Origin of the sequence: Nitrosococcus wardiae (genome assembly GCF_004421105.1) — a bacterium.
GTDB lineage: Bacteria > Pseudomonadota > Gammaproteobacteria > Nitrosococcales > Nitrosococcaceae > Nitrosococcus > Nitrosococcus wardiae.
Window position 1 is genome coordinate 2578400 of the sequence record NZ_CP038033.1, and the last position, 16288, is coordinate 2594687.

The 16288-nt window shown below is 59.2% G+C and carries 2 protein-coding genes; both read left to right on the plus strand.

Annotated elements, in window-relative coordinates:
* Positions 1–21: 21 nt before the first annotated feature.
* Positions 22–10848: a non-ribosomal peptide synthetase gene (locus tag E3U44_RS12370; RefSeq protein ID WP_134358481.1), complete on the plus strand. Its 10827-nt coding sequence runs from the start codon at positions 22–24 to the stop codon at positions 10846–10848.
* Positions 10845–16226: an amino acid adenylation domain-containing protein gene (locus E3U44_RS12375; RefSeq protein ID WP_134358482.1), complete on the plus strand. Its 5382-nt coding sequence runs from the start codon at positions 10845–10847 to the stop codon at positions 16224–16226. The genes E3U44_RS12370 and E3U44_RS12375 overlap by 4 nt, the downstream gene beginning before the upstream one ends.
* The last annotated feature ends 62 nt before the right edge of the window (positions 16227–16288 follow it).

Genomic DNA, 16288 nt, shown 5'->3' on the forward strand with positions numbered 1-16288 from the left:
TGACATTATGAGGAGGAAGTTATGAGTCAGTCCCTGTCGCTAGTAGCCACCGATAATCACCATGGGGGGTATCCGCTGTCGGCGGCGCAGCGGCAGTTGTGGTTTTTTGCTCAACTGGAGCCTGAAAGTTGTGCTTATAACCTTGGTGGGTGGCTTTGGCTCGAAGGCGAACTGGATCGGGCAGCACTGACCCAGGCCTTAAACGAGCTGGTAGAGCGGCATGAGATGCTACGGGCCTGTTTTCGCGATCACCAGGGGGAACCCCTGCAGATGATTATGCCCATGGCGCCGTTTGCCCTTGGCTATGAAGATCTGAGCACTCTTTCTAAACCTGAGACGGTGGCTAAAGAGCGCGGCCGAGAGCTTCTTCTGCGGCCCTATGATCTAAATGGAGGGGAGGTGTTTCGTCATCGCCTCTACTGCTTAGGGTCAAAGCGCCATATGTTGGTCTTGGGATTCCATCATATCGTGTTCGATGCCTGGTCGTTTGGTGTGTTTATGGGGGAATTAATGTCATGCTATGAGAGCAGCACTACCCACAAACCGCTCAAGCTACCGCGTCTACGACAGCACTATGTGGATTACAGCCTAGGACAACAACAATGGTTGCAAGGTGAGCAGGCGGCGGATCAGCTGGCTTATTGGCAGACACGCTTAGGGCAACATCACAGGCTATTGAATTTGCCCATGCAACGGCTCTCAGGGAGCGTGCAGAGGGCTGAGCATTATCTTATGCCGGTAGAGGGGGACCTGACTAAGCGCCTGGATAAGCTGTCCAGGCAGGTAGGGGTAAGTCGTTTTACGGTGTTGCTGGCGGTTTTACAGCTTTTGCTGGCGCGGTTGTCCGGACAGGAGGAGGTGCGTGTCGGCGTCCCCAGTGCTAATCGCTCTGCGGATACGGCAAAGATTGTCGGTTTCTTGGTCAATAACTGGGTGGTGGCGGGGCGGCCCTTGCCTTCACTCTCTGTGAGTCAGTGGATTCAGCAGGTTAAAAGTCACCTGACTGAGGCGCGGCAGAATGGCCGGTTGCCCTTTGAAACCTTGGTCGAAGCCCTGGCGCCGGAACGTCATCCAGGTCTGCATCCATTGTTTCAAGTGGCCTTCAATTACCGTCAGCAGGGTGGCCAGCAGAGCTGGTCTGCCGGGGGGCTGGACGCTCGTTTTGAAGAAATGATGGCGGTTGAAACGCCCTTTAGCCTGGTGCTGGATGTGGCGCCAATTCTGGATGAAGGCTTGACTCTGCGGTTTATTGCCGGACAAGGGGTGTTTAGCGATCCCTTCATGGAACAGTTGACCGAGGGGTATCTTCGGCTGCTTGAACAGTGTGCCGAGCGACCCAATGCTACCTTGGCGACGTTAGATATGTTAACAGCCTCCAGCCGTCAGCAACTTCTGTTGTGGTCTGTGGGGAGTGAGGCATATGCGCGTGGGGTGACGTTAGCGGAATTAATTTCGGCGCAAGCGGTGCGGGCTCCGGAGGCGGAAGCGTTGGTCAGTGGAGAGGAGCGGGTCAGCTACGGCGAGCTGGAGGCGAGGAGCGCGCGGCTGGGGCGCTGGTTGCGTGCGCAAGGAGTGGGCGCGGAGACGGTAGTGGGGGTGCTGTTAGAGCGTGGTGTGGGGATGATCGCCAGCTTTTTAGGGATACTCAAAGCGGGGGGAGCGTTTTTACCGCTGGACCCGGACTATCCCGAAGAGCGGCTGGGGTACATGCTCCGAGACAGCGGAGTGGAATTGCTGCTGAGCGAGAGCGGCCTGGCGGGTCGGCTGCCGGCGGTGGCCGGGCTGCGGGTGGTAGCGTTGGACCGGCTGGACTACGGGGCAGAGGAAGCTGGGGAGTTAGCCGTTCCCGTGCATCCGCAGCAACTGGCCTATGTGATTTACACCTCCGGGTCCACGGGACAGCCCAAAGGGGTGGGGGTCACCCACGGGGGGCTGAGCATGCACGTGCAAAGCATTGGGGAGCGCTACGGCATGGGTCCGGAAGATGTGGAGTTGCACTTTGCCTCCATCAGTTTTGACGGAGCGGTGGAGCGTTGGGCGGTGCCGCTGGCCTTTGGCAGCCGGCTGGTGATACGGGAGCAAGGGTTATGGAGTGCGGAGCGGACCTGCCAGGTATTAGAAGAAGAAGGGGTGAGCATTGCCTGTTTTCCCCCGAGCTACGTGGGGCCCTTACTGGATTGGATTGAGCACCGCCGCCCGCCGCTCAAGGTGCGCTCCTGGACGTTGGGGGGAGAGGCGTTTACGCGGGAGCTCTATGAGCGGCTGCAGCGGGTGCTCAAGCCGCGGCGGATACTCAACGGCTACGGGCCGACGGAGACAGTGGTCACGCCGCTGCTGTGGGAAGCCGATAGGGGCACGCCGATGAGCAGCGCCTATGCGCCCATTGGCACGGCGGTTGGTGCGCGGCGGCTATACGTGCTGGACGGAGACTTAAACCGGGTGCCGCCGGGGGTCAGTGGCGAGCTTTACATTGGCGGTGAAGTGGGTTTAGCGCGGGGGTATTGGGGTCGAGCGGGGCAGACGGCGGAGCGGTTTTTACCGGACCGGTGGGGGGTGCCGGGAGAGCGGATGTACCGCACGGGGGACTGGGTGCGGTGGCGAGCAGACGGGGTGGTGGAGTATTTAGGCCGGGTGGACGGCCAAGTCAAGCTCCGTGGTTTTCGCATAGAGCTGGGAGAGATTGAGACGCGGCTATTGGCCTTAGCGCCGGTGCGGGAAGCGGTGGTGGTGATGCGCCCGGGGCCGGGAGGCGAGCGGTTGGTGGGGTATGTGGCGGCGCCGGCGGAAGTTGAGGGAGAGCGGTTACGGGCGGCGTTAGCGGCGCAGTTGCCCGAGTATATGGTGCCGAGCCAGGTGGTGAGATTAGAGGCGTTGCCGCTGACCCCGGCGGGGAAGGTGGACCGGGAGGGGTTGCCGGAGCCGCAGTGGTCAGCCGAGGGCTATGAGCCGCCGCGGACCGAGGCTGAGAGGATGTTGGCCCAGGTGTGGGGGCAGTTGCTGGGGGTGGAGCGGGTCGGACGCCAGGACCGCTTCTTTGAACTGGGGGGGGATTCCATTATTGCCTTGCAGGTGGTCAGCCGGGCCCGTCAGGCGGGTTGGTCGCTTCGTCCCCGGGACTTGTTCGAGCAGCCCACCCTAACTGCCCTGGCCGCCGTGGCCGAAACCACAACAACGACAATGATAGAGCAGGCGCCTTTGATGGGTGAGGTTGAAATGACCCCTATCCAGGCGCGCTTTCTGGAGCGGGAGGGGGCGGCAATCTGCAATCAGTATTTTTGGTTTCAGCTGGATGCGCCCTCAAACCCGGAAGATCTCCAGGCGGCGTTGCAAGCGTTGTGCGCTCATCATGATGTGTTGCGTTCCCGTTTCTACCGCCATAAGGGTCAGTGGCATCAAATCTTTCAGGCCCCTGAGAAGATTAAATCGGAACTGTTGTGGGTAAGAGAAGCACAGACAAAGACTGAGATCCAAAGGTTTGCCGCATCGGCACAGCAGAGCCTGGATATTGAATCCGGGGAGCTGTTGCGCGCCCTGTATATCAGTAGCCCCGGTCAGCCGGATCGGCTGCTGTTGTGTATTCACCATCTGGCTGTGGATGGAGTCTCCTGGCGTATTTTGCTGGAGGATTTGTTGTTGGCTTATCGGCAATCCGCCGCTGGTCAGCCGATCCATCTGCCTGCCAAAACACACAGTCTTCGCGATTGGACAGGGGCGCTGGCGGCGTGGGCCCAGGATGAGGCACAGGCGCAACAGGCCTTTTGGCAAGCAATGACTGCAGATGTCCCTCCCCTCTGGGATATGAACCAACAACCCACCGAGGCGCAGACACTGCGCTTGGTTATCCCTGCCGAGATGACGCGACGGGCCATGCAGGTCGCGCAGACCCATCTGCGAAGCAACCTGGACGATCTATTGGTGATGACTCTAGCCCGAGTTTTGGCACAACATAGTGGTCAATCTGCTGTGCGCATATATCGAGAAGGCCATGGCCGGGATCTCAGCTTCAGCGGCTTGGATCTGAGCCGAACAGTGGGTTGGTTTACCAGCCTTTATCCCCTGCTTTTGAGGGTGCCCACGGCTCGGGAGGAAGCGCTTAAAGGGCTCAAAGAACAGCTCCATGCGGTTCACAATCAAGGCTTGGCCTTTGGGGCCTTATCCCATTGGAGTGATTGGGCGCCGGCAAACCATCGTATTGAGGTGCTGTTTAACTATCTGGGGCAGTTGCAGTGGGATGGCCAGGGGACGTTGTCATTTTTGAGCGCAGGGCTCTGGCGGTCGCCAGGAAGTAGGCGAGATGCTCCCTTGGTGATCAATGCCCACCAGCAGGAGGGGGAACTGATAATGGCGCTGGAATTCAGTCCTCTCCATTTTGAGCCTTCCTTGCAGCAGGCGCTGATGGCCGCTTTTGAAGTAGAGCTGAAGGCCCTGATAGATTGTTGTGAGCAGCATGGACCTTGGTTGACACCGTCCGATGTCCCCCTGTCTGGCCTCGATCAGGAAGCCTTGGATCAGCTGTCGAATTTGGAGCTTGAAAATGTTCTGCCCCTCTCACCCTTGCAGCAGGGCTTGCTATTTCATAGCGAATTAAGTCAACAAACCGATACCTATGTCAACCAGCTAAGCTTGCCCCTGTCAGGCTTGGATTCCGCTCGTTTGGAGCAGGCCTGGCAGCGCCTGGTACAGCGTCATTCCGTATTGAGAAGCGCTCTGCTGGCTGGTGAGGGGAAACTCGATCAACCCCTGCTAGGGGTGTGGCAATCGATAGCACTCCCCTGGAGCCAGCAGGATCTGCGTGGAGAGGAAGATGCGGCCCAGGCTATGGAGAGGGTTCGGACCGAGCGCCGGCAGCAGGGGTTCAATTTGTATCGCCCTCCTTTGTGGCATGTGGATCTGTTGCAAACGGGGGACGAGGATTATCACTGCGTGCTGACCTTGCATCATTTACTCATGGATGGTTGGAGCACCGCTATCCTGCTGCAGGAGTTGCTGCAATTGTATCATGGCCAGACGCTCCTGCCTGAGCCGCCTCCATTCAGCGCCTTTCTGCAATGGTTGGCGGATAGGGATCAAATGCGTGCGCGGGCCTTCTGGCAAGATTACCTATCAGCTATCACTTCACCTACTTGGCTAGCCTCCAGTATGGGGCAGATTTCAGAAGCAAAGGATTTCCGTCGCCATTCCGTGATCTTTGATTCCAAGCTGCAGCAACATCTCCAGGATCAGGCTCGCCAGCAGGGCGTTACCTTGAGTACTCTGATGCAGGGGGCTTGGGCGCTGATATTGTCCCGTTATACCGGCCAGCAGCAGGTGGTCTTCGGCAATACCGTTGCCGGACGGCCGCCTGAGCTGCCCGGCAGCGAGCGTATGTTGGGGCTCTTTATTAATACCTTGCCGGTAGCTGTCAAGATACCTGCCGCTGAGCCTTGCGGGCGTTGGCTATTGGCGCTACAGCAGGCTGGCTTGGATGCTCGGGAGCATGGCCACCTGCCCCTGTTTGAAATACAGCAGGCTGCTGGTTGTGCCGGTGAGGGGCTGTTCGATACCCTGATGGTATTTGAGAACTACCCTCTGGATGACAACCTGCTTAACAGTAAGGCTGATGGATTGACCATTGGTGCTCCGGATAGCTACGAGTTTACCCATTATCCTCTGACGCTGGCGGTATTGCCGGGCACCGAGCTGCAGGTGGTGTTTGCCTATAATGCGGCGGTGTTGCCGCCAAGGGTGATAGCACCGCTGGCGGATGCCTTCAAGCAAGTATTAATGGCGTTGGCTACACAGCCCGAGGCGCCGCTGGCCTCTATTGCAAGCATTACCCCGGAGCAAAGCCATCGTCTTCTATTGTGGTCTGTGGGGAGTGAGGCATATGCGCGTGGGGTGACGTTAGCGGAATTAATTTCGGCGCAAGCGGTGCGGGCTCCGGAGGCGGAAGCGTTGGTCAGTGGAGAGGAGCGGGTCAGCTACGGCGAGCTGGAGGCGAGGAGCGCGCGGCTGGGGCGCTGGTTGCGTGCGCAAGGAGTGGGCGCGGAGACGGTAGTGGGGGTGCTGTTAGAGCGTGGTGTGGGGATGATCGCCAGCTTTTTAGGGATACTCAAAGCGGGGGGAGCGTTTTTACCGCTGGACCCGGACTATCCCGAAGAGCGGCTGGGGTACATGCTCCGAGACAGCGGAGTGGAATTGCTGCTGAGCGAGAGCGGCCTGGCGGGTCGGCTGCCGGCGGTGGCCGGGCTGCGGGTGGTAGCGTTGGACCGGCTGGACTACGGGGCAGAGGAAGCTGGGGAGTTAGCCGTTCCCGTGCATCCGCAGCAACTGGCCTATGTGATTTACACCTCCGGGTCCACGGGACAGCCCAAAGGGGTGGGGGTCACCCACGGGGGGCTGAGCATGCACGTGCAAAGCATTGGGGAGCGCTACGGCATGGGTCCGGAAGATGTGGAGTTGCACTTTGCCTCCATCAGTTTTGACGGAGCGGTGGAGCGTTGGGCGGTGCCGCTGGCCTTTGGCAGCCGGCTGGTGATACGGGAGCAAGGGTTATGGAGTGCGGAGCGGACCTGCCAGGTATTAGAAGAAGAAGGGGTGAGCATTGCCTGTTTTCCCCCGAGCTACGTGGGGCCCTTACTGGATTGGATTGAGCACCGCCGCCCGCCGCTCAAGGTGCGCTCCTGGACGTTGGGGGGAGAGGCGTTTACGCGGGAGCTCTATGAGCGGCTGCAGCGGGTGCTCAAGCCGCGGCGGATACTCAACGGCTACGGGCCGACGGAGACAGTGGTCACGCCGCTGCTGTGGGAAGCCGATAGGGGCACGCCGATGAGCAGCGCCTATGCGCCCATTGGCACGGCGGTTGGTGCGCGGCGGCTATACGTGCTGGACGGAGACTTAAACCGGGTGCCGCCGGGGGTCAGTGGCGAGCTTTACATTGGCGGTGAAGTGGGTTTAGCGCGGGGGTATTGGGGTCGAGCGGGGCAGACGGCGGAGCGGTTTTTACCGGACCGGTGGGGGGTGCCGGGAGAGCGGATGTACCGCACGGGGGACTGGGTGCGGTGGCGAGCAGACGGGGTGGTGGAGTATTTAGGCCGGGTGGACGGCCAAGTCAAGCTCCGTGGTTTTCGCATAGAGCTGGGAGAGATTGAGACGCGGCTATTGGCCTTAGCGCCGGTGCGGGAAGCGGTGGTGGTGATGCGCCCGGGGCCGGGAGGCGAGCGGTTGGTGGGGTATGTGGCGGCGCCGGCGGAAGTTGAGGGAGAGCGGTTACGGGCGGCGTTAGCGGCGCAGTTGCCCGAGTATATGGTGCCGAGCCAGGTGGTGAGATTAGAGGCGTTGCCGCTGACCCCGGCGGGGAAGGTGGACCGGGAGGGGTTGCCGGAGCCGCAGTGGTCAGCCGAGGGCTATGAGCCGCCGCGGACCGAGGCTGAGAGGATGTTGGCCCAGGTGTGGGGGCAGTTGCTGGGGGTGGAGCGGGTCGGACGCCAGGACCGCTTCTTTGAACTGGGGGGGCACTCTCTGCTGGCAATGCAGGCAGTGAGCCTGTTACGCCGGGACTATCAAAAGCAGTTACCGTTGCAGGTATTGTTTGACTCTCCTCGGTTGGCCGATTGTGCGGCGCGCCTGATCGATGCCGTTGATGAGGATGAAATCATTGTGGCCGCGCCCAGGGACCAAGATCTGCCCACCTCATCTGCTCAACGCCGTCTTTGGTTTGTGCAGCAACTCAATCCTGAAAGTGGGGCCTACCATTTGCCGCTCGGATTAAGATTGCAAGGGACGCTGGATTTGACTGCGCTGCAAGCAGCGCTGAATCATTTGGTCGAACAGCACGAAATATTGCGCACCCGTTTTGTGGAGCATAATGGTGAGCCGCGGCAGCGAATTCTCCCCGAAGCGCCACTCAAATTAGACTATATTGATTTACGGGAACAGTCACAGCCCCAGGACAGAGCGGCGGAGCTGTTCCAGGAATGGTTAAGGCAGCCCTTTGATCTGGCCAGAGATCCCTTGCTGCGTTTGGGTGTGGTCCGGCTGGATGAGCATTGCTACCAATTGTTGCTGGTGCAGCATCACATTATCACCGACGGCCGGTCAACCGCCCATTTCCTCGAATCCCTGATCAATGTATATGGGGCCATTATGGCCGGGGAGCTGCTATTGGAAGCTCCGCCGCGGCTGCAATACGCCGATTATGCCATTTGGCAACAGCGCTGGTTGCAAGGTAAAAAGGCGCAGCAACAACTGGATTATTGGCGCCAAGCTCTGGGAACGGATACAGAGCCCCTGGAGCTTCCCACCGACTATCCCCGGAGCAGGACAACTCCTCCCCAGGGGGCGCGTTACCATTTTCGCTTGAGCACAGTCCAGGCTCAAGGATTGCGGCAACTGGCAAGAGCCCATGAGACGACCCTTTTTACCCCGCTTCTGAGTTTGTGGTTACTGCTCTTGTCTCGTTACAGCGGCCGGCGGGATATTCGGGTTGGCATTCCTGTAGCAGGGCGAATCCGCCCTGAAACTGAAACCATGCTAGGTTGCTTTATCAATACCGTGGTGCTAGGGGTTCAGATCGACCCGAATAGTTCCTTTGCTGCGTTGATGGAGCAGGTCAAGCAGCGCTCGGCTGAGGCCCAAAGCCATCAGGAGTTGCCCTTTGAAGCTCTGGTGGAGGCCCTGGGAGTAGGGCACAGCCTGGAATATCATCCCCTATTTCAGGTGGCCTTTAATCATCAGCAAATGATTACAGAGGCATTGGCGGAATGGCCCCAGGGGAGCATTACTCCCTTTGATCCTGGTGCCGCCGGGGTTCAGTTTGACCTGGCTATGGATACGGAACTGCAGGGTGACGGCAGTATCCACGGTTACCTCAGCTATGCCAGCCAGTTGTTTCACAAGGCCACCATTGAGCGTTTGTGGGGACATTATTCGAACCTGCTGGATGCCGTATTAAACAATGGGAGTGGGCCTGTGGCCAATTTGCCGCTACTGAGCCAAACCGAGCAGCAGCAGTTGGGACATTGGAATGATAGCGGTGTCGCGCGAGATCCGTTTGTGCCCATACCCATTAGGCAGAGCCGGCAGGCAATGCAAACCCCTGAGGCCGTTGCTTTGAGTTTTAATGGTCGGCAATTGAGCTATGGCGAACTGGAACGCCGGGTTAATCAACTGGCCCACCGGTTGCAGCGCGCCGGTATAGGCCCTGAGGTTCGGGTTGCTATCAGCCTGCACCGCTCCGTGGAACTGGTGGTGGGTATTCTGGCGATCACCCGGGCCGGGGGGGCCTATGTGCCCCTGGATCCCAGTTACCCTGAGGAACGCTTGCGCTACATTTTGGCGGCGGCGGAGCCGGCGCTGGTGTTGACGCAGAGCACCCTGGCTTTGACTGGGTTGGAGGATACCGGTTGCCCTTGCTGGTCTCTAGATGATCTGGATTGCGGTGATGAGCCTACCTACCCGCCGATGGTCGATTGGCATCCAGATCAGGCCTTCTATGTGATTTACACCTCCGGGTCCACGGGGCGTCCCAAGGGAGTGGTCAATACCCACGCCGCCCTGGAAAACCGCTTGCTGTGGATGCAGGAGCAATATCTGCTGGGCGGCGATGATTGTGTTTTGCAGAAAACGCCTTTCAGCTTTGACGTATCGGTCTGGGAGTTCTTCTGGCCCTTCATGGTAGGCGCCCGTTTGGCGGTGGCGCCGCCGGAGGCGCACCGTGATCCAGTCGCATTGCAGCGGGTGATTGAGTCTGAGCAGGTGACGACGTTGCACTTCGTGCCATCCATGCTGCAGGCCTTTATCGCGGCCACCCATCTGGTGGGTTGCGCTTCCCTTAGAAAGGTGATTTGCAGCGGCGAAGCTCTAAGCATGGATCTGCAGCAGCAGGTATTACAGGCAAGGCCGAAATTACAGCTGCACAACCTCTATGGGCCTACAGAAGCTGCGATTGATGTCAGTTACTGGCAATGTCAAGCGGATAACCGGCCTACGGTGCCCATTGGAATGCCCATCAGCAATATTCAATTGCACGTGCTGGATGCGCAGTTAAATCCGGTGCCCATAGGAATACCCGGTGAACTGTATCTAGCGGGTGTGGGGCTGGCCAGGGGGTATTTTGGCCGTGCCGATCTCACCGCCGAGCGGTTTCTGCCCAACCCCTTTGGCGCTCCCGGTAGCCGCATGTATCGCACCGGCGACAAAGTCAAGCGGGGAGCAGATGGCGTGCTGGAGTACCTGGGGCGGTTGGATCACCAAGTCAAAATTCGTGGGCTGCGCATCGAATTGGGTGAGATTGAAAGCCTGCTGCGCCAGCAACCGTTCGTGTCGGATGCCCTCGTGATTGCCCAGCCCCACAGCATTGGAGATCAACTGGTGGCCTATGTCATTTTGGATGGAATGCCGGCAGAGGATTGGCGGGAACAGCTAAAAGCAGCCTTGTCAGCCCAGCTGCCGGATTACATGGTGCCGGCGCTCTTTATGTCCCTGGATGGGTTTCCCATTTCGCCAAATGGCAAGCTGGATCGTAAGGCATTGCCAGCACCGGAGTGGCAAAGTAAGGGGTATCGCGCACCGCAAACTCCATTGCAGCAGCAGTTGGCCGAGTGCTGGCGATGTTTGTTAAAGCAGCCCCGCATTGGGTTGGATGACAACTTTTTCGCCCTCGGCGGACATTCTTTGCTGGCGGTTCGCGCCGTGGCACAAGTTCGTGAGCAACTGGACCTGGAGATTTCTCTACGGCAATTTTTCCAATGTGAGAGCCTGGAGGCACTGGCCAATCAGCTGGAATATAAATCCATGGCGGGTGAAGAGGAGGAACGGAACGAGTTGGATGCCATGGCTGCTCTGCTGAATGAATTGGGGGAACTATGAGTTTGGATAAGCAGGCGCTGGCCCAGCGTTTTCTAGCCTTAGGTGACGCTGAGCAAGAGCGTTTTTTAGCTGTGCTGCGGGAAAAAAGTCTCCGTTTCGATCGCTTGCCTATCGTCAAAGGAAAAAGAGGCAATCGGGCACCGTTGGCGCCGGCCCAGCGCCGATTATGGTTGGTGCACCAGATGGAGCCTGACAACAGCGCCTATCACATGGTAGGCGCATTTGAACTTAGCGGGGTGGTACAGAGTGAAGCACTGCGCGGTGCACTGACGGATATTCAACGCCGTCATGAAGTGCTGCGTACCCGTTTTGTTGAGATTGACGGTGAGCTCTGGCAGGTGATTGACCAGCATCCGCCCCTGGCGCTTACCGAACAGGACATGACTGACGCAGACAGCAGTACCATTCAGCATCTGGCGGATGATCATGCCCGGGCTGGGTTTGACCTGAGCCGTGGGCCCCTACTGCGAATTCAACTACTCCGGTTGACACCGCAGCGTTGGCGTCTGCAGGTGGTGATGCACCATATTATTGCCGATGGCTGGTCTATTGGTATCTTTTTCAAGGAATTGGAACAGGCTTGGCGGAACCGCCAAGCCGGCAACACCGAAGGGTTGCCAGCGCTGGCAGTGCAGTATGCGGATTATGCCATCTGGCAGCGGGCCTGGTTGAATGCCGGTGAGCGGGAACGCCAACTGACCTATTGGCATGATCAGTTGGAGCCGGGACAACCGCCCTTGTTGCTGCCCTATGACACGCCGGTGGCTGACAGTGATCTCCGTCAGGCTTCCGCGGAGCAGTTAAGCTTGCCGGTGTCATTGGTCACAGCATTGCGCATGTTGGCGCGGGAGTGCGATGCTACCTTGTTTACCGTATTGCTGGCTGCCTGGCAGTGGGCGCTGGCGGTACAAAGCGGACGTCGTGATATTCCGGTGGGCGTGCCTGTAGCCAACCGGAACCGGCCCGAAATTGCGCCCCTGATCGGTTTTTTTGTCAATACCTTGGTGTTGCGTGGCCAGCCGGACCCGGCTGCATCCGTGCGCGACTGGGTGAGGCAACTGCACGCCCGGGTGCTGGATGCTCAGGATCACCAAGCGCTGCCTTTTGATCAGCTGGTGGAGGCTATTGCTCCCCGGCGGAAACCGGGAGAAACCCCGTTGTTTCAGGTTTTGTTCAATTACCAGCAGCGAGATGCCCAGGCCTTTGAAGTATTGCCGGGCGTGACTCTGCGGCCCTTATCCCAAGGTGTGCCTCATGCCCTTTTTGATCTGGCGCTGGATGCGGACGAGCAGGCCGATGGTCAGGTAAGTCTTACCCTGACCTACGCCGCGGACCGCTTCAAAGTGGATACCATCTCGCGTTTGCTAAGTATGCTTAAACAAGCCTTGATGGGCTTCACTCAAGAGGCACCGCGACCTCTCGGTAGCCTAGAATTGCTGACCCCGGAGCAAAGCCATCGTCTTCTGTTGTGGTCTGGGGGGAGTGAGGCATATGCGCGTGGGGTGACGTTAGCGGAATTAATTTCGGCGCAAGCGGTGCGGGCTCCGGAGGCGGAGGCGTTGGTCAGTGGAGAGGAGCGGGTCAGCTACGGCGAGCTGGAGGCGAGGAGCGCGCGGCTGGGGCGCTGGTTGCGTGCGCAAGGAGTGGGCGCGGAGACGGTAGTGGGGGTGCTGTTAGAGCGTGGTGTGGGGATGATCGCCAGCTTTTTAGGGATACTCAAAGCGGGGGGAGCGTTTTTACCGCTGGACCCGGACTATCCCGAAGAGCGGCTGGGGTACATGCTCCGAGACAGCGGAGTGGAATTGCTGCTGAGCGAGAGCGGCCTGGCGGGTCGGCTGCCGGCGGTGGCCGGGCTGCGGGTGGTAGCGTTGGACCGGCTGGACTACGGGGCAGAGGAAGCTGGGGAGTTAGCCGTTCCCGTGCATCCGCAGCAACTGGCCTATGTGATTTACACCTCCGGGTCCACGGGACAGCCCAAAGGGGTGGGGGTCACCCACGGGGGGCTGAGCATGCACGTGCAAAGCATTGGGGAGCGCTACGGCATGGGTCCGGAAGATGTGGAGTTGCACTTTGCCTCCATCAGTTTTGACGGAGCGGTGGAGCGTTGGGCGGTGCCGCTGGCCTTTGGCAGCCGGCTGGTGATACGGGAGCAAGGGTTATGGAGTGCGGAGCGGACCTGCCAGGTATTAGAAGAAGAAGGGGTGAGCATTGCCTGTTTTCCCCCGAGCTACGTGGGGCCCTTACTGGATTGGATTGAGCACCGCCGCCCGCCGCTCAAGGTGCGCTCCTGGACGTTGGGGGGAGAGGCGTTTACGCGGGAGCTCTATGAGCGGCTGCAGCGGGTGCTCAAGCCGCGGCGGATACTCAACGGCTACGGGCCGACGGAGACAGTGGTCACGCCGCTGCTGTGGGAAGCCGATAGGGGCACGCCGATGAGCAGCGCCTATGCGCCCATTGGCACGGCGGTTGGTGCGCGGCGGCTATACGTGCTGGACGGAGACTTAAACCGGGTGCCGCCGGGGGTCAGTGGCGAGCTTTACATTGGCGGTGAAGTGGGTTTAGCGCGGGGGTATTGGGGTCGAGCGGGGCAGACGGCGGAGCGGTTTTTACCGGACCGGTGGGGGGTGCCGGGAGAGCGGATGTACCGCACGGGGGACTGGGTGCGGTGGCGAGCAGACGGGGTGGTGGAGTATTTAGGCCGGGTGGACGGCCAAGTCAAGCTCCGTGGTTTTCGCATAGAGCTGGGAGAGATTGAGACGCGGCTATTGGCCTTAGCGCCGGTGCGGGAAGCGGTGGTGGTGATGCGCCCGGGGCCGGGAGGCGAGCGGTTGGTGGGGTATGTGGCGGCGCCGGCGGAAGTTGAGGGAGAGCGGTTACGGGCGGCGTTAGCGGCGCAGTTGCCCGAGTATATGGTGCCGAGCCAGGTGGTGAGATTAGAGGCGTTGCCGCTGACCCCGGCGGGGAAGGTGGACCGGGAGGGGTTGCCGGAGCCGCAGTGGTCAGCCGAGGGCTATGAGCCGCCGCGGACCGAGGCTGAGAGGATGTTGGCCCAGGTGTGGGGGCAGTTGCTGGGGGTGGAGCGGGTCGGACGCCAGGACCGCTTCTTTGAACTGGGGGGGGATTCCATTATTGCCTTGCAGGTGGTCAGCCGGGCCCGTCAGGCGGGTTGGTCGCTTCGTCCCCGGGACTTGTTCGAGCAGCCCACCCTAACTGCCCTGGCCGCCGTGGCGCAGCCGGCTAAGGCCAGTGATGCGGTCCAGGAGACTCTGGTTGGTCCGCTACCTTTGATGCCGATTCAATCCCATTTCTTTGAGCTGCAGCCACCTGTTCCCTCACATTGGAATCAACATGTGTGGTTAGGGCTGAAGGTGTCCCTAGACATGACGGCATTATCGGCGGCATTGCAAGCCTTGAGGCGGCATCATGATGCCTTGCGTTTGCATTTTCGACAGCAAGGAGGGCAATGGCAACAGTCATTTGTCGACCCGGCGAAGCTGAACAGCGAGCTCCTGTGGGTGCGAGCAGCTGAGGGCGAGGAGGAGGTGGAGCGGTGGTGTAACGAAGCCCAGCGCAGCCTCGATATTGAAACTGGAGAACTGCTGCGCGCTTTGTATGTCAGTAGCCCTGGTCAGCCGGATCGGCTGCTGTTGTGTATTCACCATCTGGCTGTGGATGGAGTCTCCTGGCGTATTTTGCTGGAGGATTTGTTGCGTGCTTATCAGCAGTACTTGGCTGGGGAGCCCATTGAGCTGCCTGCCAAGACCCATAGCCTGCGCGATTGGTCCCAAGCTCTGTCAGCCTGGGCTAAGACTGCACAGGTCGAGTCTCGTTTGCCATTCTGGCAACAGCAATTCACAGCAACAATAAGCTGCCGGACGCCCTTCGCAAAATGTGGTCACTGGACGATGATGTTGAGCAGGGCCGAGACCCAAACGCTACTTTATCAGGCACCGGCGCAGCTTGATGTAAATGTCCCTGCTTTGCTAGTAACAGCGCTGGTGCAGGTATTGGCCGATGAGCGGCAGCCGCGAATTGCTGTAAATCTGGAAGGGCATGGGCGTACAGATGATATGGCTCCCTCTCTGGACGTCAGCCGCACTGTGGGCTGGTTTACCAGCTTTTATCCGGTAGCGCTGGAGTGGCAGTCCGATCTCCAGCGTTGTCTGGCCGGGGTGGCGGAACAGTTGCGCCGTGCTGATCAGGATGGCGGGATCAGCTATGGGGCATTGCGTTATCAGGGTCATGAAAGCAGCCGTAGACAACTGGCAGGGGCAGCCGCTGCTCCCGTTACCTTTAATTATTTGGGGCAGTACCGTTCCGATGGGCTGGAGCACTGGTTTTCGCCATTGCCTGGCGGCGGTGATCCGCAGGCGCCGGAGAATCCCATGGCGGCACCCCTATCAGTCAATGCTCAAGTAGTGGCAGGGCAGTTAAGTCTGGACTGGCTGTATAGCCAGGATCATTATGATTCTTTGCAGATCGAGCAACTGGCCCAGCGCTATAAGCAAGTGCTACTTACCCTGTTGGGAACGCCGGTAAGTAACGCGCCCGCCACGGCTGATCCCCGCTTGCTGGTTCCCTTGGCTGAGGCTTCATTGGAGCAACCGCCAGTGTTTTGTATTCACCCGGTGACCGGTCGCGTCAATGGCTATCAGTCCCTAGCCATGGGCCTGCAGGGGCATCGAACTCTGATTGGACTGCAATCCCGTAGTTTTGTGGATACCCTTTGGTTTGACCATAGTCTCAGCCAGATGGCGGACCGCTATGTGGCAACCTTGCGCTACCGGCAACCGGCAGGACCTTACTACTTGCTGGGCTGGTCATTGGGAGGTGCCTTGGCCATGGAAATAGCCTGCCGGCTTGAACAAGCCGGCGAGGACATCGCTTTTCTGGGCTTGTTAGATAGTTATGTGCCGGGGTTCGAAATTCCTGAGGATCAGTGGACTTCTCCCCAGGCCCAGCAAAAGTTGGCAGACCATCTACGAATATTGTTACCGAGTGTGGCTGAGGAGAGCTTACAGCATTGCTTGGCTCAGTTCAGCGAGTCGCAACCACAGCAATGGCCGGAGATCTTCTCGGCTTGGTTATCCACTCAGGGGGTTGATGCTGTGAGCGCGGAAAATGCCCAGCAACTCCTGTTTTCATGGGCTCTGGAACAGCATTACCGCCGGCTTTGTGACAGTTATATCTTGCCCTCGGTGAGTGCAAAGGCACACGCCTGGTGGGCGGCTAAGCCGGAAGGTCGAGGCCAGCAGCTTCAGCACGCCTTGCAGGAAAAGGTTCAATTGACCTTCAGTCGTATCGTTGCCGCAGATCATCTCAGCATTGTCCGGGATGCTGAATGCCTATCAGATCTGCACCGATTACTCCGCATCTAAAATCAATAAAACTTAGTGGGAAATTTATACATGCAACTTAAGTTAAATTATTAGTTTAATGA